The following is a 22642-nucleotide window of genomic DNA, read 5'->3' as shown; positions in this document are numbered from 1 at the left end:
CCTGGACGCCCGAAGACGCTCTCTACAGCCTGTGCCATGTGGTACCGCGGCCCACTCACTAGCACCACGTACCGCTCATCAAGATCCGGACCAGGCGCGGACCGACTCAGCCTGGCACTCGATGTTCCCGCTCATTTATCACAGGTCAAAAGCGAGGTCAGGCGTGTACTACCAGCAGACGAAGAATCTTCTGGTGTCGTACTCGCCGAAGAAGCTGGGCTTCTTCTAGACACCAGAAGAGGGGCGCCTGACCAGGACAGACACCTGGCAGGCGCTGTGTCGCACCGGACGCGGTCGGCGTGCCGGATTCGGCTGGGCCGACGGGGCGTGAGCCGGGGCGGCTCGCTCCCTGGGTGGGGGAAGAGAGCCGGTAACGGTCAAGTGCGGTGTCTGATTAGCTGGTTCCGCCGTTCCATCTGCCCGATCCAGGAGTACGACCATGAGCGATACCGGTCCGGACGCCACTCTCATCGTGGGGCTGCACGGGGTGCTGGACCAGTATTCCTGGATCGACCAGGTGAACGCCGAGTTCGACCTCGACGAAGACATCTTCAGCCTCGCCGTGAAGCGGGCCTCCGCCTACGGCTGGAGTTCCACCGCCCTGACGGACAAGCCCGCGGACAATCTCTGGGACCACAACGACGCGGGCGGTGACTGGACACAGGACGGGCGGGTCCGGCAGCTGGCCTGGTTGCAGTCGTCGCTTCCCCGGCCTGTGCACACGGGCAGGAAGCAGCGCGCCCGGCGTCTGCCGATCCTGCCCGTCATCACCGTCCTCGCGGACGCGCTCCACCGCATCGGCACGATCCGCCTCACCGGCACACACGCCCTCGTGCCGCTGCACCGGGCCGGAGACGCCCGCATCGAACTCGACGAAGCGGCCGACTGGTTCGCCCTCGCGGACCCGGCCGGCGCGACCTCTCTGACGGTCACCGTCTCCGCGCTGCCGTCGGCGGATCTCGCCGTGCGAGGCACCGAGATCCGTGAGGCGGCGCTCGAACGCACCTACCAGCATGTGAAGATCAAGCCGCTCAAGCCCGCCGAGACGACGACTCCGGGGCTCGCCCGCCCCCTCGCCGGTGTGGTGCAGGCCGAGGGCTTGCGCCAGGCGCTCACCTACCGCTGCGACGTGCGCGAGTGGTCCACGGACGTGGCCGCGTGGATGACGGAGGTATTCGCGGACTCCGTCCGGGCGGTGACGGGACTTTCGGGCCCGGTGCTCATCACGGTCTCTTCCGCGATCTGAGCGCCGGACCCGCACGCAGCGGCGTCTCGCTCGGGGCGATGTACGACTCCCTGTCCGCGCCATCGATCCGCTCGTGCGGGAACTTGCCCGACCGATGCCCGGCGTGCCGGCCTGCCTATGAGTCCGTGTCCCAGTTGCACTTGGAGGCGAGCATCTTCTTGAGCTTCGCGTCGTTGTCGCCGGTGAGTTCGGGGCGCCAGGTTTCCAGGTCCCAGGTGGGGCCGCCGAAGTGGCCGCCGCTGGTGTTGGGGTAGGAGAACTCCGCGTGGCACATCAGTTGTTGGAAGGTCGAGTTCAATTCCGTCTGGGTGGCGCCGGGGAACATACGGGTGTTGGACCACACCTGCCGCCAGTCCTCATCGAGGTCACTGGCGGCGTCGTCGGTCCCCGAGACGGTCTTGAACGCGGCGGGCGTCGGGGTGACGTGGACGGACGTCAGGCGGCTGTCGCTCCAGTTGACGTAGACCTCGGTCTTGGTCACCCACTTGGTGTTGGTCGTGCCGCCGTAGCCGATGCACGCCGTCTGGCATGACTCGAAGGCGTCGGACTGACCGCCGCTCCACAAGAGGTACTTGCCCGACTGGAAGTCCTGCCGTACGCCGTTGTTGTCATCGACGTTGCCGCCGACGTGTCCGGCGTCGTACTCGTCGCTCGTGGGATAGCCGTACGACCCCGCTTCGTACCCGTACTGCCCCCACCACCAGCCGATGTTGCCGTGCACCGCGTGCGCTCCGGTGCTGGGCGACCAGTAGACCGTGGCGTTCTGGAACTGCTGGCGGACGCCGATCCCGTCGGGGTTCTTCAGCTCGTCGGTGAGCGGGTATCCCATGTAGCCGCCCTCCCAGCCGTGCTGCGCCCACTCCTGGCCGATGAGACCCCACACGGCGTGCGCCCCGGTGCCGGGGCTCCAGTAGATCGAGCCGTGCTCGAAGACCTGACGGCGGCCGGCGCCGTCGGGAAGGCCGAGTTCGTCGCTGGTGGGGCAGCCGAGGGACTGCTGCATGCCGGGTGTCTGGGTGTACTCGGTCCAGATGGCGCCATCGACCGAGTGGGTGCCGCAGAAGGTTTCCGCGGATGCGGGGGTGGAATGGACGCCCACCAGCAGGAAGGCGCAGGCGGCGGATGTGGCGAGGAGCCGTGAAACGGCCGTTCCGTTCATGGACAGCAGTATCCGGGACGCGGATGGGGCGGGCTGCGGGAGAAATCGCCAGAGTTCGGGGCACCGTGGCATCGCCACGGCCGGCCTCGCCCGTCGCGGACGTCACGGTGGCCGTCGTACGACACAGGCCCCGCCAGAGCGGGCCTGGCGGGGCCTGTGTCGTACAAACGCTGCTGTTGACGCCGTTGTGGTGCCGTTGCTCAGGAGGTCGAGGCGACGAGCACGTGTTCGGCGCCCAGGGTGTTGGCCGGGGTGTCGGTGTACATGGTGGTCTCGCCGTCGGAGCGGCGGATGACGAGGTCGTCGGTGCGGCCGTTCTCGGTGAAGTCGCCGGTGGTCATGGTGGCGACCCGGGCCCAGCGCTCGTTGGGGTTCTGGATGCGCCGCTCGGCGCCGAGGCCGGACGTGCCGGTGCCGGCGTAGTTGTCGAGTTCGCCGTCGGTCCAGCGGACCATGAGGTCCCACTTCTGGCTGCCGGAGAACTCACCGCTGGTGAGCAAAGTGGCGTTCTTCCACGTGCCGTTGGGAGCCTTGAGCTTGTGCTGCTGCCCGAAGGTGCCGGCGCCGACGTTGGTGTAGAGGGTGAGGCTGCCGTCGGCCCAGCGCACGATCAGGTCGGAGACGTAGCGCGAGCCGCCGAAGCGGCCGGCGCTGATCTGGATCGCGTTCTTCCAGGTGGCGTTGGGTTTGATCATCCGGGTGCCGGCCCATTTCAGCCCCTTGGTGCCGACGTCGCCGTACAGCGTGACCTCGCCGTCCGTCCAGCGGACCAGCAGGTCGAACCGGTCGGTGCCGGTGAAGTCGCCCGCGGTGATGGCCTTGGCGTTCTTCCAGGTGCTGTTGGGGGGCAGGAGCTGCCGCTCGGCGTCGTAGCCGCCGTGCCCGTTGCCGGGATAGAGCGAGACCTCGCCGTCGGTCCAGACCACGAGCAAGTCGCTGTGGCCGGTGCCGCGGAAGTCGCCGGAGGCCGTCAGCCGGGCGTTCCTCCAGGTGCTCGCCGGTCCGGGCAGCCGAGGGTCCGTCGTCCCCGTGTAGGGCGGCTTCTTGCCCAACTGCTGGTGGGCGGCGGCGTGTTGGAACAGGTCCTGGGCGTCCTTGCCGTAGACCGGGGCGTACGTCACCCAGTCGTCGTTGGCGTCGTTGCCGCCGCCGTTGTATCCGCCGGTGCTGCCGATGACGTTGCCCTTGCCCGTGGCGCTGTCGTAGCCCTCGATCCACGGGCCGCCGGAGACGCCGCCGTAGAAGCCCTTGCAGGTCATCCGCAGCTGCCGGTATCCGGGCAGCTGGGAGGTGCTGACGGGGCAGCGGATCGGCGTGTGGCCGGGGTTGACACTGCCGGAGCCGGGATAGCCGATGACGGTGACCTTGTGGTGGTAGCCGCTGGTGGGGGTGAAGGTGAGGGCGCCCGTGACGTCCTCCACCTTGCCGCGGCTGTTGGCGTCGACCTGCGCGAAGGCCAGGTCGAGGTCGGAGGCCGCCGACTTGGTGTTCGCCGTGTAGCGGGGGTCCGTGTAGACCTGGAGGACCGGGAACACGCCGAACGGCTGCTGGGCGGCGGCCTTGCCACCGCGGTACTGCGGGACGAAGACGCGGTGCGTGGCCTTGCTCAGGCCGATGCCGCAGTGTCCGGCGGTCAGCACGATGTCCTTGGCGGCCGTGTGCACCACGCTGCCCGTGCAGTAGGTGTTGCCGCCGAGCGGCTTGCCGTCGAAGAAGAAGGTGCCGATCATCGGGTGGCCGCCGAAGTGCTGGGGCTGGGGCGTGCCGGGCGGCGGCGAGGCGTGGCCGGCGGCGCTCTGCGCGCGGGCGCCGCGCCGGGGAGCGGCCGGGGCCGACGGAGCGCCGAACGGGACCGCGTCGGCCATGCGGTCCGCCGTCCAGTACTTCTCTTCGGCGCCGAGATCCGGTGCGTCCGAGGGGGCGGCGGCCGATGACGCCGATGGTGCGGGTGCGTGCGCGGCCGACAGTGCGGGCGGGTGCGGCTCCGACGCCGCCGGGAGAGCCGTGCCGGGGGCCGCGAACGCCGGCACGGCGCCGGGTATGCCCGCGCACAGTCCGAGCGTGAGCGCCGGAACCCATCTGTACCTGGAACGCAACACGGTTTCTTTCCGTCTTGGAGGAAGCCGAACGGTACGCGCTACCCGATCACCAAGGTCGCACACATGTTCGGCACTAGGAAGATCAGCATATCGAGCGGCGGGTGACGCCGTCTGACACCGCGTGGAAAGACAGACAGGGCACAGGCGATGGACGGTCTCCGCAAGAGCGCGTGGGCGGCGCTCCCTCTCCTCTTGCCCCTGCTGGCGGCCGGGCCGGCTTCGGCCTCGCCGTCGACGCCCTCGCTCACGTACAACGCTGTCAGGTCGGTGCGGCCCGGCGACACGCTGACGGTGGCGGCCCGGCGCGGCGAGGCCGCGTACGGCGACACCCTGCACTCGTCCGCGTTCGTCGCGACGGGCAGGCTGCGCATGATGGACCCGCTCCTGATCGCCACGGTCACCATCGCCTGCGACACCCGGCCCGGCACCTACCCGGTCCTGCGGCGCGGCGCCGGCGACGTGGGCCCGGACGAACACCCCTTGCGCTGGGCGCGGGTGCGCGTCCAGCCGGCCGACGAGGGCGCGCGCCGGGCCTGCCGCGACAAGGTGAAGCGGCTGCCCGCGCCCGACCTGGAGGAGCGCTGGGCTCCGGGCGACACCTGGCCCCAGTCGGAGTGGGACGTGCGGACCTTCCGGGCCGGCAGCCGGATCACCATCACCGACAACGACGACGAGGGAGCGGACGGGGACATCAGTCTCACCTCCCGCGCGTTCGCGGACCGCCCCGTCCTGCGCGGCGCCCGAGCCGTCCTGACCGCCACCACCACCCTCAGGTGCGGGACGGCGCCCGGTCTGTACGTCGTCTACCGGCACGACGCCGGGCAGAGCGGTCCGGGCAAGCCGTGGGCGCGCTTGCGCGTCGCCGCCGCAACCGCCGGCACCGGCGCCTTTGCCGCACCCACCGCAGCCGGCAGTGCCTGCCCCACCGATCAGGCGGCCGCCCGCCCCACCGGGGTATCCCGCACCAGCATGGTGGCCTGGATCGCGGGCGGCGTCTTCCTCGCCGCCGCGGCGGGCACGGCGGTCTTCTGGTGGGCCCGAAATCGCCGTGTTACGCGGGGAGTTGGGCGAGACGGTGCGGTGACTCAGCGAGGGGCGTAGGCCAGGCGCTCGAAGGGCCAGGCGCGGGCCAGCCAGTCGCTGACGACGCGGCGCAGGCCGGCGTCGAGGAAGGCGTGGTCGGCGCGGACCCAGGAGCGGACGTCGATGACGCCGGGGTCCCGGTGTGAGCCGTATATGTAGACGCAGCCGATGACGTCGTCGCCGGGCACCGACAGGACGGTGTAGGTGAAGCCGACGCGGCGGTCGAAGTCCTCCGCGTGCCGCCGCAGGTCGTCGAGGTCGGCCGCCAGGGACATCCCCTCCGAAGGGGGCCAGGAGCCGTCGGCGAAGTCGGCGCCGGCCCGGATGTGGGCGATGCTGGAGGTCCAGGCGGCGTGATCGGCTCCGTTGTGCCGGGGGCCGAGGGGTTCCAGGCGGAAACGGTCGGTGGCGGGTGGGTCTGGTACGACGAAATCGGCGGCCACGAGGGGCTGGGCGGGTGAGGTCACCGCGGGAGGCTACCCCCGGACCTCGGCCGGCCTCCCGCGAATATCGGCGCGGGGCGGCTTCGGCGGGCCGTTCGCGGGCCTTCGCCGCCGCGGGGAACGGCCGACCGGCGCCGCGGGGAACGGCCGACCGGCGCCCGCCCGTCGCAGCGAGGAGCGGCCGACCGGCATCCGCCCGTCAACGCGGGGAGCGGCCGACGTGCATCCGCCCGTCAATGCGGGGAGCGGCCGACGTGCATCCGCCCGGTGCCGCGGGGAGCGGCCGACCGCCATCCGCCCGGCGCCGCGGGGAGCGGCCGACCGACAACCGCCCATCACCGCGAGAAGCAGCCGACCGACAACCGCCCATCACCGCGAGAAGCAGCCGACCGACAACCGCCCATCACCGCGAGAAGCAGCCGACCGACAACCGCCCGACACCGCGAGAAGCAGCCGAACGCCGTCCGCGCCAACTCCCGCCATGGGTCGCCACGTTGACCGGCCGGACGTGCTCGTCTTCTCCTGATGGTGTGTAGGTACGGGGCGCTCGCGGTTGGACTTCCGTGCCGATTCCGGTTTTCCGGTGATTCGGGCTCCGGGCGGCGTGAGGTTGTGCACTATGGGTCCCCGCGGGCGGGGTGCGGGCAGTCCCCCATGCGTAGAGGCGAGGAGCAGACGTTGACCAGGCGGATAGCAGGCGTTCCGGGGCCGGACGAGGGCGGGAGCGGTGGTGACAGGGCGGGCCGCCGGGGCACCGTGCGCTATCTCAAGGACGAGGCCGTGCCGTCCGCGCCCCGGATGCTGCTCGGGCACGCGCTGCGCAGCCGACGTCACCATCTCGGACTGAAGCAGGACGAGGTGGCACGGCGGCTGGGCTGTTCCTCCTCGAAGCTCAGCCGGATCGAGAGCGGCATGCACCACTTCAAGGAGAAGGACCTGCTGGGGCTGTTCGTGGTGTACGAGATCACGGGCGAGGAGGAGCAGACCGTCCTGCTCGAACTCGCCGAGATCGCCAACCAGCCCACCTGGTGGCAGGAATGGTCGACCGTGGCGCAGCCGTACCTCCAGGCGGTGATCAGCTTCGAGGACATGGCGACGCGCATCAAGGCGTACAGCAGTGATCTGCTGCACGGCCTGGCGCAGACGCCGGCGTACGCCGAGGCTCTGATCAGGCGTGGCCGGGGCGAGCGCGGCACCCACGATGCGCTGCTGGCGCTGCGCAACGAGCGCCGGGCGCGGTTCGAGGCCGCGCCGGGCAAGAAGCTGATCCTCGTGGTCCATGTGGCCGCGCTGCTCAACCGCGTCGGTTCCCCAAAGATCATGGCCGACCAGATGGAGCATCTGGCCGGCCTGTCCGAACGGCGCAACTACCAGCTGCGGCTGGTCGATCCGGCGCGCCACTACAACCTGCCGGTCGAGCTGGGCACCACGACGATCTTCGATTTCGAGGGCCGGGTGCCCAAGGTCGCCTACGCGGAAAACCTGGACGGCTGCCTGTTCATCCAGGACGAGGACCTGGTGGACCACCGGGAGGTCGTCTTCGACGAGTTGCGGTACAAGGGGCTGGGCCCGGCCGCGGCGCGGCGCAAGCTCAATGACCTGGCGCGCATGTACCGCAAGTTCCAGAACCCTTGAGTGCGCGCGCCGCGTCCGTCACGGCTTGCGGGCGACTCCCGCGTAGAGGGACACCTGGCGTTCGCTGAGGACACCGGGGCCGCTGCCGGGCTGCGGATGCCACTGGTGGGCCAGGACCACGCCGGGATCCACCAGTTCGAGATCCTCGAAGAATCGCTCCACCTCCGTCCGGCCGCGCACCTGGACGGGGGTGCCGGCCGCCGTGTAGGTGTCGATGATGGCCTGCCAGGCGTCGGGGTCGAATTCCCCGGTGCAGTGGCTCAGGCTCAGGTAGGAGCCCGGCGGCAGCGGGTCCAGGAGGCTTCGGACGATGTCGTACGGCTGCTGCTCGTCGGTGACGAAGTGCAGCAGGGCGTGCAGGCTGAGGGCGACCGGGCGTTCCAGGTCGAGGATGTTCCTTTCCCGCACGGCGGCCCAGACCTCCTCGGGCCTGGTGGCGTTGGCCTGGACGTAGGCCGTCCGCCCCTCCGGGGTGCCGTCGAGCAGCTCGTCGGCGTAGACGAGCACGATGGGGTCGTTGTCGACGTAGACGACCCGGCAGTCGGGGGCGATGCCCTGTGCCACGTCGTGCAGGTTGGGCGCGGTGGGGATGCCGGTGCCCACGTCGATGAACTGCCGGATGCCCTGTTGTGCGAGGTAGCGGACGGCTCGGTGCATATAGGCCCGGTTGACCCTGGCGACGGTCTCGATCGCGGGGAAGACCCGGATCACCTCCTGGGCGGCCTCCCGGTCCACGAGGTAATTCGTCTTTCCGCCGAGGTAGTAGTCGTACATACGCGCACTGTGGGCCTTGTCCTGCCCTAAGTCCGTGTCCGTACCGTCCTGCCCTTGCGTAGGCACCGGCTGTTCTCCCACGGCACACCCCCAGGTATCCGCTGCTCATCCGCCCGTGTGAGGGACGGAATGCATGTGCATTATCCCTATCCATACTGGCCGGATACCGGCGATGTCCAGAGCTGCCCGAATTCTTTGATGGAGCGTCAGAAAGCTTTCACGCCTGGGCGAGTCGGCCGGTCCGGGTGCCGGAGGCCGCGAGGGCCCCGGCCGGCCGGGCGTGCCGTTCGCGGATGCGACGGCACGCCCGGTGGCGACCACGGTCGCCTCAGATGTCACCGTGGCGCACGGCGGTCACGAAGGCGACCGCGGCGGCCGTGGAAACCTCCACTACACGGCCCTCGCGGACCTTCGAGTCGTCAAAGAGCACCTGCGCGCCCGTCGGTTGTGCGACCTCGACGCACTCCCCCTCCGGGTAACTGTGCGAACTCTTGCGCCACACCACGCCGGCGCTGTCCGCGTCCTGCCGTGTCCTGTACATCGGCTTCCTCACCGAACGACCTCCTGCGGTGAACGAACTCCCCGTCGCCGAGATGCACTTGCATCTCGCCCGGCGAGGTCAGGATCACCCCGGAGCCGGTGATGTATGCACGCTTAAGGCAATAATGTCTCAATTCAACCGTTGCTCGCTCATGCAAGTGCAGCCAACGGCACACCGGTCGACCGCGCCGCCGGCGCGCGTCCCGGACAAGGCCGCGCGCCGGCGGCGGGAATTCGCACGCGGGCCGCCGGGCGACTGTCATCCGGCAGCCCGATCAAGCCCTTCAGCAGGGGTGATCGACTGAGCCACGGCACGCGCACACCCGTCGGCCGAATCGAACGGAAGGCATGAGGGAGGGACCAACTGCGCGCCGGGAAAGAGGCATTGTCGAGGTCCTACGCCGACCCTGCGTTCGGGAAGAGGGAGATGCGGCGCCTGCGCGCGCCTAGCGTCATTTCCGCAGGAGACCGAACAACTCCCCTGGCCGAGCTCCAGGCAAGAACGAGCACGTCCCCAGAGCCCAGTGGAGCCCAGCAATGTCCGATACACGCGACCGCCCGCTGACGGGTCCGACCCATATCGGCGTCGTTCTCGAACAAGTGCGCCGACAGGCGGGCATCCGGCACGAGATCCTGGCGCACCGGACCGGCGTCGGCGTCGACTACCTCACCGGTGTCCTCGTCGGCGCCCGCTTCCCGCCCCGCCGCTTCATCCTCCGGTACGCCCGCGCCTGCGGCGCCGACGCGCAGATCCTGCTGAAGGTCTGGGAGGACGAACAGGCGCGGCTCTCGGCGGAACCGGATCGCAGGAGCGGGGAACGCCCGCCTTCCGGGCGCGCCTGACCGCGGCCGGAAGCCACGCATGGGGGCCGCCCGGAGCCGCGGCGCACGTTCCGGACGCCGCGCCACCCCTGGGACGAGCACCATCGTCAAGCCGCCGGCCCCTCCGCCGCCCGCTCCGGTGCGCCCGGCCGGTCCCGCCAGGCCATGGGCAGGGCGAGGACGATGAGGGCGGCGGTGCACACGAACCCCCAGGAATAGCCGACCTGTTGGGCGAGGAGGCCGAAGCAGACGGCGCCGACGCCCATCCCGGCGTCGTAGGCGATGTTCCACAGGGCGCTGACGGTGCCGTAGCCGGAGGCGGGGACGCGGGAGTACATCAGGGTGATCGTGGAGTTCTGGGCGATGCCGAAGCCGATGCCGAACACGGCGACGCCGGCGACGACCGCGACGGCGCTATGGGTGGCCGCCGTGACGAACATGCCCGCGGCGGACACCGCGAGCGCCGGGAACACCAGCCGGGCCGAGCCCTTGCGGTCGCCCAGGCGGCCGGCCACCAGGCGGGCCACGGCCGCCCCGGCCGGCTGCACGAACAGGGCCACCGCCACCAGTCCCGCGGACGCCGAGGGCACGGCGAGCGGCAGGAAGGTCACCACGATCCCGGCGGCCAGCGCCGTGACCGCGAACAGGACGGCGGGCCGGGATATCGCGGGGTCGCGGACGCCGTCGAGGAGGCCGATCCGCCGCCCGGCGATGTACTCCTTCTCCGGCAGTGCGGGTATCGACAGGATCGGGGCCAGCGCGCACACACCGGCGGCCACCCCGACCGGCGCGTATCCCACCTCGGAGACCAGCCAGACGCCGAGCGGCAGCCCCAGCAGCGAGGGCACGCCCGAGACGACGCCGACCAACGCCAGCCCCTCGCCCCGGCGTTCGGAGGGGATGAAGGACGCGGTCAGCGCTCCGCCCGCGACGACGGTGAGGGCGAAACCCGCGCCGCGCAGCAGACAGACCACCGTGATCCAGGCGACGCCGGAGAACAGCGTCAGCGCCAGCGAGGGCACGCCCATCAGCAGCAGACCCGCGCCCAGGGTGGCCCGGTGGCCGAAGCGTTCGATGAAGCGGGGCGAGACGATCTCGCCGGCGACCGTGGCCAGCATCAGGGCGCCCGTGCTCGCCCCGGCGCCGTCGCCGCCGGCCCCCGAGTGCTTGGCGTAGAGCGGGACGACCGACAGCAGCAGGTAGAAGCTCGCCGACGCGCCGAACACGCTCACGAAGCGCAGCAGTAGCGGACGCGACACCAGCGGGGGCCGGTCCCCGAGCCCGGTCGTGGGTGGCGCCGGATTCCGCGGATCAGTGGTGGTCATGGACGCACCCTAGGAAGCGATCAGCTCACCGGTAAGCTCCAATTCCATGTCTTCCGAGTGGTCCAATGCGACTTCGGATCTGCTCCTGGCGATCGACCGTGACAGCGGCGAGCCCCTGCGGTCCCAGTTGGAACGCCAGGTGCGCGAGGCGATCCGCACCGGCCGGCTGCGGGTGGGCGAACGGCTGCCGCCCTCGCGGGAACTCGCGGGCGCGCTCGGCCTGTCCAGGGGGCTGGTCCAGGACGCCTACGCCCAACTGCTGGCCGAGGGCTACCTGGTGGCGCGGGTCGGGTCCGGCACGCGGGTGGCCGCCGGTGCCTGCCCGCCGGCCCTACCGCCGGTGCCCCGACGGCCCGCCGGGCAGCCGCCGCTGCTGGCCGATTTCCGGTGGGGAGTACCGGACTTGGGGGCGTTCCCGATGCCGGACTGGCTGTGGGCGGTGCGGGAGGCGGCGCGCCGGATGCCGGTGGCGGAGCTGGACTACGGCGATCCACGGGGCAGCGCGGTGCTGCGCGAGGTGGTCGCCGGGTACGCGCGCCGGATACGCGCGGCGGCGGCCGACCCCGAACACACCGTGATCTGCTCGGGGTACGCCCAGGGCCTGTCGCTGACCCTGGCCGCGCTCGCCCGCACCGGGGTGCGCCGGGTCGCCTACGAGGATCCCGGCTCGCCCGTCTCCGTCCGGGCGGCGGCGGCCGCGGCGGGGCTGACGGCGGTGCCCGTGCCGGTGGACGAACAGGGCATCGACGTAGAGGAGTTGACGGCGTCCGGTGCGCGGGCGGTCGTCGTCACTCCGGCGCACCAGTGGCCGACCGGGGTGGTGCTCGGGCCCGAGCGGCGGCTGGCCCTGATCGGGTGGGCGGCCGCGCACGACGCGGTGGTGATCGAGGACGACTACGACGCCGAGTTCCGCTACGACCGGGAGCCGGTCGGCGCGCTCCAGGGGCTCGCCGCCGACCGGGTCGTCTCCATCAGCACGGTCAGCAAGTCCCTGGCGCCGGCGCTGCGCATCGGCTGGCTGCTGTGCCCGCCGGCGCTCGCGGACACCCTGGTGTCGGTCAAGCGCGTCAGCGACCGCGGCTCCCCCGTCCTCGACCAGCTGGCCCTCGCCCGGCTGATCGAGTCGGGCCGCTTCGACCGGCATCTGCGCCGGATGCGCGGCGCCTACACGGCCCGCCGCACCGCGCTGGTGGCCGCGCTCGCGGAACACGCGCCCGGCGTCGCCGTGACGGGTCTCGCCGCCGGGTTCCACGCGGTGGCCCAGCTGCGGGAGACGGCGGACGAACGGGCCCTGGTGGCCGCGGCCCGCGCCCGCTCGGTCGGCCTGTACGGGATGAGCACCTGCCGTACCTCGCGGGCGCCGGCCCCGCCCCGGCTCGTGCTCGGCTTCGGCAACGTCGGGGAACGCGCGGTCACCGCGGGGATCGCCGCGATCGGCGACCTGCTGCGGGAGCAGGGGTGATCGAGGGGGCGGACGCCCGGCGGCACGTCCGCGTCGCCGGGCCACCGGACCACCGGGCCACCGGGCCACCGGGCCACCGGGCCACCGGGCCACCGGGCCACCGGGCCACCGGGCCACCGGGCCACCGGGCCACCGGGCCACCGGCAGTCTGCTCGCCGTCTACTTCCGGCACGCCGGGGTGAGGGCGCGGCGCGGCTGGGGGCGGCTCAGGGCGAGTGCCGTCGCCATCGCGCGGGCCTTCACCATGGTCTCGGCGAACTCCTCCACCGGGTCGGACAGGGCGACGACGGCACCGCCGACGCCGTAGCCGACGGAGCCGGGCGTGGCCACGATGGTGCGGTTGACGACGCTGAGTTCGCAGCCGCCGCCGAGGGAGAACCAGCCGATCGCGCCCGAGTAGACGCCGCGCGGGCCCTGTTCGAGGCGGTCGATGATCTCCATGGTGCGCAGTTTGGGCGCGCCGGTCATGGAGCCGGGGGGAAAGGCCGCCCGTACGCAGTCGACCGCCGAGCGCCCCTCGCGCAGGGTGCCGCGGACGGTGGAGACCAGATGGTGGACCTGGGGGAAGGTCTCCACCCCGCACAGCACCGGTACGTGGACCGAGCCGGGCCGGCAGACGACGCCCAGGTCGTTGCGGACGAGGTCCACGATCATCAGGTTCTCGGCCCGGTCCTTCTCGCTGCCCAGCAGGGAGTCCCGCAGCCGCGCGTCCTCGGCGCCGGTGGCGCCGCGCGGCCGGGTGCCCTTGATCGGCTTCGAGGTGACGGCTCCGCCGGGGCCGACGGCCAGGAACTGTTCCGGGGACGCGCTGAGCACGGCCACGCCGGGAAAGTCGAGCAGTGCCCCGTAGGGGACCGGGCTGACGCGTCTGAGGGCGGAGTAGGTGGTCAGCGGATCGACATCGGTCCCGGCGACCGCCATGTTGGACAGGCAGATCTCGTACGACTCCCCCTGGCGCAGCTCCTCCAGGCACTCACCCACCATGCGCAGGTACGCGTCCCTGCTGTGCCGCAGCTCGACCGGTACGGGAGGTGTATCCGGCACCTCGACTTCCCGCACCTCGACTTCCGGCGGGCTCACGGGAGTTCGGGGCAGTGCGCACAGGCGTGCGCCGGCCGACTCCAGCCAGGCGGCGACCTCCGGGTCGTCCGGGTGGCGGCTGAGCCGGAGCAGGTAGCAGGTGTGCTCGGCGTGGTCGATCACCAGGGCGCGGTCGGCGAAGGCCAGGGCCGCGTCGGGGGTTTCGGCGGTGTGCGTGGTCAACGCCCCGAGATCGGACTTGAGTTCGTAGCCGAGGTAGCCGACGTAGCCGAGACGGAACCCGAAGGGCAGGTCGGTGCCGCCCTCGACGCGGCGCGCGGCCAGCTCGGCGTCGAGGTATTCCAGGAAGGTGCCCCGGACCCGCCGCCCACCCGGCTCCACCCGGACGACCTGTTCCGCCGCCCGGTAGGTGACGTACTGTCCGAGCGGGCCGGCGGCGTCGCCCATGAGGGAGAAGCGCCCCTGCCGCGGTGCGCTGCCGCTGTCCAGCCAGAAGCTGTGCCGGGCGGCGGCGAAGAGTTCGTCGTAGGCGGCCTCCGGGTCCGGCGCCCAGGGCAGACGGCGGACATGCAGCCGGTACGGCGGCTCGTCGTCCGGCGCCGGGGCGGGCGCGCGGCGGTGCCAGGCGTGCGTGAGGTCGCGGAAGTTGGCGAGCAGTTCGTGGCCGTACTCCGTGCTGATGGACTCCGGGTGGAACTGGACTCCCCACAGCGGTCTGGTGCGATGCCGGACGCCCATCAGGACGCCATCCTCGGACCAGGCGAGCGCCTCCAGTTCCGCGGGCAGCCCGGTGACGGCGAGCGAGTGGTAGCGCACCACGGCGAACGGCGAGGGCAGTCCGGCGAAGAGGTCGCGGCCGGTGTGGGTGACGAGGGAGAGGCGGCCGTGCCGGGGCTCGGGCGCGTGCCCTACCTCGGCGCCCAGCAGTTGGCAGATGCCCTGGTGGCCCAGGCACACCCCGAGGAGCGGCAGGTCCCACTCCAGGATCGCCCGGCTGCCGATGCCGAAGTCCTGGGGCCGTTCCGGGCGGCCGGGGCCGGGGGAGATCACGACGTTGTCGAAGTCCCGCGGGTCGAGTGCGGACCAGTCGGCGTCGTTGCGGACGACCACCGGTTCGCGTCCGTTCACCTCGGTCAGCAGCTGATGGAGGTTGTAGGTGAAGGAGTCGTAGTTGTCGATGAGGAGCGTGCGCGTCGGCCGTACCGGTCCGCGAGCGGACATCGTCCGTGGGGCGTCGTGGCCGGTCCAGGGAGCGCCGTCGGGCAGCGGTCCGCGGCGATCGCTCGTCGGCAACGGCGCACCGGGCATGAGGGGTCTCCGTCCTTCAGGGGCGATTCGGCGCAGCAAGGTTACGCATTCATAGGGCACTTGGCGGAAGATTTTCCGGCAGTGAGGGCGATCACTCGGGAGAATCGGCGCGGTCGTACCTCTGCCGTGGGCGGGCTGGTCCGCCCCGGAGGCCGGCTCGGGGGACGCCGACGAGCGTTACGAGGACTGCCGCCCGAGTTCCGCCGTGGCCTCGGGCCGGGCCGGGGCATCGGGCAGGGCCATGGCCTCGGGCAGGGCCGGGGCGTCGGGCGCGGACACGCCGGTGCGGAGGCGGCCGAGGCCGGCGGCCGCGGCCAGCAGGGCCAGGGTGGCGGCGCCGACCGGGAGCAGATAGCCGTTCTCGGCGTCGAAGCGCTCCACCGACCAGCCGGCGAGCACGCTGCCGAGGGAGGAGCCGCCGAGGAGACTGGTCACGGCCAGGGTCATGCCCTCGTTGAGCTGGGCACGCGGAATCAGTTCCTGGACCAGGCCCATGCCGGTGATCATGGTCGGCGAGGTGGCCATGCCGGCGATGAACATCAGCGGGACGAGCGACCACAGGCCGTCGGCGAGGGTCAGCGGGAGCATCAATACGGCCATGCCGCCGACGCCCGTCAGGAAGCGCCCGGTGCTGGAGCCGCGCGGGGTGAGCGTCCCGAAGACCAGGCCCGCGAGCGCGGAGCCGACCGCCTGGAGGGCCAGGAGCGGACCGGCCGAGGATCTGTGGTGCAGGGAGTCGGTGAAGGCGATCGTGACCACTTCGAGGGAGCCGAACAGGGCGCCGGTGAAGAGGAAGACGAGCATCATCACCTGGAGGCCCCGGTTGGTGAGCGGGGTACGGGAGGCCGCGGGGCCGGCGGGCTGGACCGGGGGTTCGGTGCCGCGCTGGAGGGAGAAGAGGACCGTGCCGGTCAGGGTCAGGACCAGCGGTGCCACCCGGCCCGCCTCGGGGGCGACGCCGGTGGCCAGGCCCACCACGACGAGGGGGCCGAGGACGAAGCACATCTCGTCCAGGACCTGTTCGAAGGAGTTGGCCACATGCATGCGTTCGTCGTCGGCGCCGTAGATCTCGGCCCAGCGGGCGCGGGCCATGCCGCCGACGTTCGGCGCGGTGGCGGACAGGACGTTGGTGACGAACAGGGTCCAGGTCGGCGCGTGGGCGGCGAGGCAGAGGACCAGGGCCGCCGACATGGCCGCCGACCAGATGGCCGCGGGGATGGCCGTACGGGACTGGCCGTAGCGGTCCACCAGCCGGCCGAGGAGCGGGATGGTGATCAGGGTGGCGGCGAGCGAGGAGCCGCCCACGGCGCCGGCCAGGGCGTAGGAGTGGCGCATCGAGGCGACCATCACCACGGTGCCGACGCCGGACATCGACAGGGCGAGCCGGGCCAGGAAGCCGGTGGTGGTGAAGCCGACGCTCCCCTCGGCGGAGAACAATCTGCGGTACGGGGCGAGCATGTCTCTCCAGGGCGGGGCCGCGGTCACCGGGTGCGCGAAGGGGCTCGGGTCGCGGCACCCTCATCCTCAATGCCCCGCGCTAAGGCCGGAGTTGAGGATAGTGCCTCCTCGGGCACGGGCCACCGGCGCGCCGGTCGGCCTGGCGGCGCGCGGGCAGGACGGCTGCGAGGGACGGCCCCCGGCCGGTGGGCCGGAGGCCGTGCTCGGCGCCGTGATCAGTTCGGTGGCGGGCCGGTCACCTCCACGGTGGCCGGGCGCAGCAGGTGCGGGCCCGTGCGGTAGCCGGGGCGCAGGATCCTGGTGCAGGTCAACTCGCGCGCGTCCGGGGCGACATGGTGGATCAGGGCCTCGTGCCGATCGGGGTCGAACGGCTCGCCCTCCTGCCCGAGGGACTCCAGGCCCACGGCGCCGAGTTGGGTGCGCAGGGTGTCGGCGATGTCCGCGAGGCCGGGGGTCAGGGGCTCGTGGGCGCAGGCGCGCTCGACGGCGTCCACGACGGGCAGGAGGGTGCGCAGGATGTTCGCGGCGGCGATCTCCCGTACGGCCATCCGGTCCCTGCGCACCCGCTTGCGGTAGTTGTCGTACTCCGCCTTCACCCGCTGGAGGTCGGCCGTGCGCTCCTGGACCAGGCACCGCAGCCGCGCGGGGTCCACTGCCTCGGGGAGCCGGCCCTCGTCCATGGTCAGCCCGCCTCCGGCCGGTCGTCGTCGACGATCTCCGCGTCCACCACCTCGTCGTCCTGAGGGGCGGACCCGCCGGACGCCGCTCCCCCGGAACCGGCCGTGCCCGCGGCCTGTTCGCCCTGGGCGCCCGACTGCTCGTACAGCGCGGAGCCGATCTTCTGGGCGGACCGGGCCACTTGCTCGGTGGCCTGGCGGAGGGCGGCGGTGTCCGTGTTCTCGTCCTTGAGCTTCGCCTTCAGCTCGGTGAGCGCGGCCTCGGTCTCGTGCCGCGCCTCGTCGGGGATCCGTTCGGGGTTGTCGCTGATCAGCTTCTCGGTCTGGTAGACGAGCTGTTCGGCCTGGTTGCGGGTCTCGGCGGCCTCGCGGCGCTGCCGGTCCTCCTCGGCGTGCTGCTCGGCCTCGCGGACCATGCGGTCGATGTCGTTCTTCGGCAGCGCGGAGCCACCGGTGACGGTCATCTTCTGTTCCCTGCCGGTGCCGAGGTCCTTGGCGGACACATGCATGATCCCGTTGGCGTCGATGTCGAAGGCGACCTCGATCTGCGGGACGCCGCGCGGCGCGGGCGGCAGGCCGGTCAGCTCGAACATGCCGAGCTTCTTGTTGTACGCCGCGATCTCGCGCTCGCCCTGGAAGACCTGGATGGACACCGAGGGCTGGTTGTCCTCGGCGGTGGTGAAGATCTCCGAACGGCGGGTGGGGATCGTGGTGTTGCGCTCGATCAGCTTGGTCATGATGCCGCCCTTGGTCTCGATGCCGAGGGACAGCGGGGTGACGTCGAGCAGCAGGACGTCCTTGACCTCGCCCTTGAGGACACCGGCCTGGAGCGAGGCGCCGATGGCGACGACCTCGTCCGGGTTGACGCCCTTGTGCGGCTCCTTGCCGGTCAGCTCCTTCACCAGGCCGGTCACGGCGGGCATCCGGGTGGAGCCGCCCACCAGCACCACATGGTCGATGTCGGACACCTTGATCCCGGCGTCCTTGATCGCGTTGTGGAACGGCGCCTTGCAGCGGTCCAGCAGGTCCGCGGTCAGCTGCTCGAACTGGGCGCGGGTCATCTTCTCGTCCAGGTGGAGCGGGCCCTCCGCGGAGGCGGTGATGTAGGGGAGGTTGATCGTGGTCTCCGAGGAGCTGGACAGCTCGATCTTCGCCTTCTCGGCCGCCTCCCGCAGCCGCTGCACGGCCATCTTGTCCTTGCCCAGGTCGATGCCGTAGTTGTTCTTGAACTGCTGCACCAGGTGGTCGACGACGCGCTGGTCCCAGTCGTCGCCGCCCAGATGGGTGTCGCCGTTGGTGGCCTTGACCTCGATGACGCCGCCGCCCATCTCCAGCAGGGACACGTCGAAGGTGCCGCCGCCCAGGTCGAAGACGAGGACCGTCTGGTCGTTCTCCTTGTCCAGGCCGTACGCGAGCGCGGCGGCGGTCGGCTCGTTGATGATCCGCATGACGTTCAGGCCGGCGATCTCCCCGGCCTCCTTCGTCGCCTGCCGCTGGGAGTCGTCGAAGTAGGCCGGGACGGTGATCACCGCGTCCGTGACGTCCTCGCCGAGGTACGCCTCCGCGTCCCGCTTCAGCTTCTGGAGCACCCGCGCGGAGATCTCCTGGGCGGTGTAGCGCTTGCCGTCGATGTCGCCCTGGTCGGGGAAGCGCCAGGAGTGGTCGCCCATGTACCGCTTGACCGAGCGTGCGGTGCGCTCCACGTTGGTCACGGCCTGCCGCTTGGCGACCTCGCCGACCAGCACCTCGCCGTTCTTGGCGAACGCCACGACCGACGGGGTGGTCCGCGCGCCCTCCGTGTTGGTGATGACGGTGGGTTCGCCGCCCTCCAGGACCGAGACCACCGAGTTCGTCGTCCCGAGGTCGATTCCGACCGAACGCGCCATGGTGAATCCTCCCTTGCCGGCTGCTCCCCCACCGGGTTCCCGCGGTCCTCCTCGTCTATCGGGGCCACCTCCGGAGCGCACCTCCGGAGTGTCCCTCGGGGTGCCTCCGGAGCGTCCCGTCGGGGTGCCTCTAGAGCCTGAATAAAACTTGAGCTACCTCATGTCAAGTCTGGTCCGCTTCGGGTGGGCCGTCCAGCGCGCGCGTCCACTCGGTTCCGGTGGCGAGCGCCGCGCGCCAGGGGCGCAGGACGCGGGGCGGCATGCCCACGGCGAGCGCTCCGGTGAGCGCCGTTCCCCTGCGGTAGGCGACGAGGAAGCGGCCGTCCGCCGGGTCGCCGTCCACCACGCGGGCCTCGTCGTGCTCGCGCAGGTGTCCGAACGCCTGGATCCTGAGGTCGTACTGGTCGGACCAGAAGGAGGGCACCGGGGCGAACGGCTCGGCCTGCTCGGGGGCGAGGAGATTGCGGGCGGCGGCCATGCCCTGCTCGGCCGCGTTCGTACGGTGCTCCACGCGCATGTCGGCACCGAAGAGGGGGTTGTGCCAGCGGGCGACGTCGCCCGCGGCGTAGATGCCGGGCGCGGCGGCGCTGTACTGGTCGCAGACCACCCCGTCGGCCAGCCGCAGCCCGCTGCCGTCGAGCCAGTCGGTGTTGGGTACGGAGCCGATGGCGATCAGCACGTCGTCGGCCGGGATCGTGGTGCCGTCGCTGAGCAGCACGCCGGTGGCCCGGCCCGCCCCGGTGGTGATCCCGGCGACCTTGGTCCCGGTCCGCAGGTCCACGCCGTGGTCGCGGTGGACCTGCGCCAGATGGGCGCCGACCCGCTGTCCGACGGCGTGCGCGAGGGGCACGGGGGCGGGTTCCACGAGGGTGACGGTGGCGCCGAGGGTACGGGCCGCGGCGGCGACCTCGGCCCCGAGGAACCCGGCGCCGACCACGACCAGCCGGCCCCCGGCCGTCAGCCGCTCGCGCAGGGCGAGGGCGTCCCCGAGTTCCCGCAGGACGTGGACGCCGGGTGTGCCGCACTCGGGCAGCCGGCGCGGCCGGACCCCGGTGGCGATGATCAGTCCGTCGTACGGCAGGCTCGTGCCGTCGGCGAGGGTCACGGTGCGGGTCGCCGGGGCGAGGGCGGCGGCGGGCACGCCGAGGCGCAGGTCGAGGGCGAGGGCGTCGAGGTCGGCCGGGCGGCGCAGGTGCACCCGCTCGGGCTCCCAGACGCCGGTGAGGATCTGCTTGGACAGCGGCGGGCGGTCGTAGGGCGGGTGCGGTTCGCCGCCGACGAGGGTGAGCGAGCCGTCGTAGCCCGCGCGGCGCAGGGCCTCGGCGGCGGTCAGACCGGCCGCCGAGGCACCCACCACCACGATGCGGCGCGGCGGGGCGCTTGTCACGCCTCCACCAGCCGGATCGCGGCGGCGGGGCAGATCGCGGCCGACTCCCGCACGTCATCGGCGAGTTCGGGGCCGGGGGTGGCGTCCAGCAGCTGTACGACGCCCTCGTCGTCCTGGTCGAAGACCTTAGGTGCGACCAGGACGCACTGTCCGGAGGCGACGCATTTGGGCTGGTCGACTTCCACGCGCATGGGTTCCTCGTTTCCTCGTTCGCGGTGGTGCTGTGAGCTATGCGGGCTGTGTGCCGTGAAGTGCTACCAGGTGACCGGCAGTTCATAGACGCCGTAGACGAAGCCGTCGTGCTTGAACTCCAGTTGATCGACGTCGGTGGCCAACGCCAGAGTAGGGACGCGGGAGTAAAGCGTGCTGTAGACGACCTGGAGTTCGACACGAGCGAGCGGCTGGCCGAGGCACTGGTGGATGCCGTAGCCGAAGGCGACATGGCGCCGGGCGTCGCGGGTGAGGTCGAGCCGGTCGGGGTCGGCGAAGGCCGCGGGGTCCCGGTTGGCGATGTCGTTGGCGAGGATGACGCCGTCGCCCGCGCGGATCAGTTCGCCGCCGATCTCGATGTCCTCCAGCGCCACGCGCCGCCGCCCGGAGTGGACGATGGTCAGGTAGCGCAGCAGTTCCTCGACGGCCGAGGCGACCGTCTTGGGGTCGTCGGCGTCGCGGAGCAGGGCGAGTTGGTCCGGGTCGCGCAGCAGGGCCAGGGTGCCGAGCGCGATCATGTTGGCGGTGGTCTCATGCCCGGCCACGAGCAGCAGGACGCCCAGCTCGGCTGCCTGACGCTGCGTCAACTCGCCGGTGGCCACGCGCTGGACGGCGAGCGCGGAGAGCACGTCGTCCTCGGGGTTCGCGAGCTTGGCGGTCAGCAGGTCGTCCAGGTAGCCGGTGAGCGCCTCGGACGCCGCGAGCAGTTCCTCGCGGGTGGAGGTGCGGCGCACCAGGACGCGGCTGTGGCGCTGGAAGAAGTCGTGCTGCTCGTACGGCACGCCGAGCAGCGCGCAGATCACCAGGCTGGGCAGGGGCAGCGCGAACGCCTCCACCAGGTCGGTGGGGTTGGGCCCGGCGAGCATCTCCTCGATCAGGTCGTCCACGATCCGCTGCACGGCCGGCCGCAGGGCCTCGACCTTCCTGATCGTGAAGGGGGCCGTCACCATGCGGCGCAGCCGGGCGTGTTCGGGGTCGTCCAGGGTGAGGAGGGTGCTGCGGGTCCGGTCCCGCTCCCGCGTGGCGGCGCTGCGGTGGGGGTAGCCGGGGCGCCGGGGGTCGGCGCTGATGCGCGGATCGCCGAGCAGGGCGCGCACATCCTCGTGCCGGGTGATCATCCAGGGGCTGCTGCCGTCCCAGATGCGCACCCGCGAGACGGGCCGCTCGCTCTGGAGCTCCTTCAGGGTGGGCGGCGGATCGAAGGGGCATCCGGCGGCGCGGGGCATGGGGTGCTCGGGGAGCCCGGTCGGCGTGTCCACGACTGTCTCGGTCATCGCTGCCTCCTCGGCAAGAGGGCGCATCCAACACCCCTAACGGCGTTAGGTGCTTCAGGCAACTTTAGGGATCGCGGCGGGCGCGTCAACGGTGCCGGGGGGTTCGCCGTCGCTATCCGGCCACGATGCGATCGAGCAGATCGTCCGCGCGCCGCGCCAGGCCGTGCCGGTCGACCTCGAAGGGCAGCGCCATCGCGATGGTGACGATGCCGTGCAGCGCCGACCACAGCAGCAGGGCGTCCCGTGCGCCGTCCACCTGGGCAGAGCGTGCGGCGGGCAGCGCGGCCAGCGCCTCCTCCCAGGCGCCGAGGACCAGCCAGACCGGGTGGCGGGGCGAGTCCTCGCGGGGGCCGACGATGCGCTCGACGCCGAACATCAGCCGGTAGCGGCGGGGGTTCTCCAGCGCAAAGGCGCAATAGCGGTGGGCCATGGCCCGCAGGGCGGAGCCGGGGGTGTGCGGGGTGCGGGTGTCGCGCGCCTCCCCCAGTTCGGCGACCAGTTGCTCGCAGGCCCGGCGGGTCACCGTCGCGACCAGGTCGGAGCGGTCCTTGAAGTGCAGGTAGACGCTGGGCGCGGAGATGCCGGCCTCGCGGGCGACCGCGCGCAGCGACAGCGACTCCTCGCGGCCCGACTCGGCCAGCAGCCGGGCCGCGGCCGCGAGGATCTCCTCCTTCAGGGCGCCGCCCTCGCCCCACTGGCTCGGGGCGCGGCGCTTGAACGTGTCGGCCACCTGTGCTCCCTCCGTCTTCCGGCTGCCGGGGTGAAGCATTATCGGAGGTGGCCGGATATCCGTCGCCGCGCGTGCCGGCGTCC

19 protein-coding genes are annotated in these 22642 nt (G+C 71.8%); 5 read left to right on the top strand and 14 right to left on the bottom strand.

Going from position 1 to position 22642, the window contains the following annotated elements; translation table 11 throughout:
• Positions 1-439: 439 nt before the first annotated feature.
• Positions 440-1246: a hypothetical protein gene (locus AC069R_RS15065; protein ID WP_478767241.1), complete on the top strand. Its 807-nt coding sequence runs from the start codon at positions 440-442 to the stop codon at positions 1244-1246.
• Positions 1247-1361: 115 nt separating this feature from the next.
• On the opposite strand, the gene AC069R_RS15060 is transcribed toward AC069R_RS15065, so the two are convergent.
• Entirely contained in the window at positions 1362-2405 is a 1044-nt protein-coding gene (locus AC069R_RS15060) for a DUF2599 domain-containing protein (protein ID WP_478767240.1), read from the bottom strand.
• A 200-nt stretch (positions 2406-2605) separates the two neighbouring features.
• On the bottom strand, positions 2606-4504 hold the full coding sequence (locus AC069R_RS15055; protein WP_478767239.1) for a trypsin-like serine protease: 1899 nt from the start codon (positions 4502-4504) through the stop codon (positions 2606-2608).
• Positions 4505-4651: 147 nt separating this feature from the next.
• Between AC069R_RS15055 and AC069R_RS15050 the strand changes: the two genes are divergently transcribed.
• A complete protein-coding gene (locus AC069R_RS15050) occupies positions 4652-5605 on the top strand; it encodes a hypothetical protein (protein ID WP_478767238.1) in 954 nt (317 codons plus the stop codon).
• Here AC069R_RS15050 and AC069R_RS15045 read toward each other — a convergent pair.
• A complete protein-coding gene (locus AC069R_RS15045; RefSeq protein WP_478767237.1) occupies positions 5590-6054 on the bottom strand; it encodes a GNAT family N-acetyltransferase in 465 nt (154 codons plus the stop codon). The two genes, AC069R_RS15050 and AC069R_RS15045, sit on opposite strands and share 16 nt — an antisense overlap.
• A 654-nt stretch (positions 6055-6708) precedes the next feature.
• On the opposite strand from AC069R_RS15045, the gene AC069R_RS15040 reads away from it, so the two are divergent.
• On the top strand, positions 6709-7665 hold the full coding sequence (locus AC069R_RS15040; protein ID WP_478767236.1) for a helix-turn-helix domain-containing protein: 957 nt from the start codon (positions 6709-6711) through the stop codon (positions 7663-7665).
• A gap of 18 nt (positions 7666-7683) precedes the next feature.
• On the opposite strand, the gene AC069R_RS15035 is transcribed toward AC069R_RS15040, so the two are convergent.
• Both AC069R_RS15035 and AC069R_RS15030 read right to left on the bottom strand, forming a co-directional pair.
• Positions 7684-8520 (bottom strand): SAM-dependent methyltransferase, encoded by an 837-nt coding sequence (locus tag AC069R_RS15035; protein WP_478767235.1) that lies wholly within the window; start codon positions 8518-8520, stop codon positions 7684-7686.
• Positions 8521-8767: 247 nt separating this feature from the next.
• Positions 8768-8980, bottom strand: coding sequence for a DUF397 domain-containing protein (locus tag AC069R_RS15030; RefSeq protein WP_478767234.1), 213 nt, complete (start codon positions 8978-8980; stop codon positions 8768-8770).
• A 536-nt stretch (positions 8981-9516) separates the two neighbouring features.
• Here AC069R_RS15030 and AC069R_RS15025 point away from each other — a divergent pair.
• Positions 9517-9822, top strand: a complete 306-nt coding sequence (locus AC069R_RS15025; protein ID WP_478767233.1) for a helix-turn-helix domain-containing protein — start codon at positions 9517-9519, stop codon at positions 9820-9822.
• An 86-nt stretch (positions 9823-9908) separates the two neighbouring features.
• Here AC069R_RS15025 and AC069R_RS15020 read toward each other — a convergent pair whose 3' ends face one another.
• Complete coding sequence (locus AC069R_RS15020; protein WP_478767232.1) at positions 9909-11126, bottom strand: MFS transporter; 1218 nt, start codon at positions 11124-11126, stop codon at positions 9909-9911.
• A 46-nt stretch (positions 11127-11172) separates the two neighbouring features.
• Here AC069R_RS15020 and pdxR point away from each other — a divergent pair, with 46 nt between their 5' ends.
• Positions 11173-12588 carry a MocR-like pyridoxine biosynthesis transcription factor PdxR gene (pdxR, locus tag AC069R_RS15015; protein WP_478767231.1) on the top strand — a complete coding sequence of 472 codons (1416 nt, stop codon included), beginning with the start codon at positions 11173-11175 and terminating at the stop codon, positions 12586-12588.
• A 159-nt stretch (positions 12589-12747) separates the two neighbouring features.
• On the opposite strand, the gene pabB is transcribed toward pdxR, so the two are convergent.
• From pabB to AC069R_RS14975, 8 genes are all read right to left on the bottom strand, one after another.
• Entirely contained in the window at positions 12748-14850 is a 2103-nt protein-coding gene (gene pabB, locus AC069R_RS15010) for an aminodeoxychorismate synthase component I (RefSeq protein ID WP_478767230.1), read from the bottom strand.
• A gap of 264 nt (positions 14851-15114) precedes the next feature.
• Positions 15115-16395 carry an MFS transporter gene (locus AC069R_RS15005; RefSeq protein WP_478767229.1) on the bottom strand — a complete coding sequence of 427 codons (1281 nt, stop codon included), beginning with the start codon at positions 16393-16395 and terminating at the stop codon, positions 15115-15117.
• Between the two features lie 215 nt (positions 16396-16610).
• On the bottom strand, positions 16611-17075 hold the full coding sequence (gene grpE / locus AC069R_RS15000) for a nucleotide exchange factor GrpE (RefSeq protein ID WP_478767228.1): 465 nt from the start codon (positions 17073-17075) through the stop codon (positions 16611-16613).
• Positions 17076-17077: 2 nt separating this feature from the next.
• Positions 17078-18958: a molecular chaperone DnaK gene (gene dnaK / locus AC069R_RS14995; protein WP_478767227.1), complete on the bottom strand. Its 1881-nt coding sequence runs from the start codon at positions 18956-18958 to the stop codon at positions 17078-17080.
• Between the two features lie 163 nt (positions 18959-19121).
• Positions 19122-20345 carry an NAD(P)/FAD-dependent oxidoreductase gene (locus AC069R_RS14990; RefSeq protein WP_478767226.1) on the bottom strand — a complete coding sequence of 408 codons (1224 nt, stop codon included), beginning with the start codon at positions 20343-20345 and terminating at the stop codon, positions 19122-19124.
• The gene (locus AC069R_RS14985) at positions 20342-20536 is read right to left on the bottom strand and encodes a ferredoxin (protein ID WP_478767225.1); all 195 of its coding nucleotides are present in this window, start codon (positions 20534-20536) and stop codon (positions 20342-20344) included. Before AC069R_RS14985 ends, AC069R_RS14990 begins: the two co-directional genes overlap by 4 nt.
• A 63-nt stretch (positions 20537-20599) precedes the next feature.
• Positions 20600-21829: a cytochrome P450 gene (locus AC069R_RS14980; protein WP_478767224.1), complete on the bottom strand. Its 1230-nt coding sequence runs from the start codon at positions 21827-21829 to the stop codon at positions 20600-20602.
• A gap of 112 nt (positions 21830-21941) precedes the next feature.
• Positions 21942-22559: a TetR/AcrR family transcriptional regulator gene (locus AC069R_RS14975; RefSeq protein ID WP_478767223.1), complete on the bottom strand. Its 618-nt coding sequence runs from the start codon at positions 22557-22559 to the stop codon at positions 21942-21944.
• Between the last annotated feature and the right edge of the window lie 83 nt (positions 22560-22642).

It is taken from the genome of Streptomyces sp. NPDC043952 (genome assembly GCF_056435325.1).
Note: the sequence above shows the minus strand (reverse complement) of the source record. Positions and strands in the feature narration are given on the sequence as shown.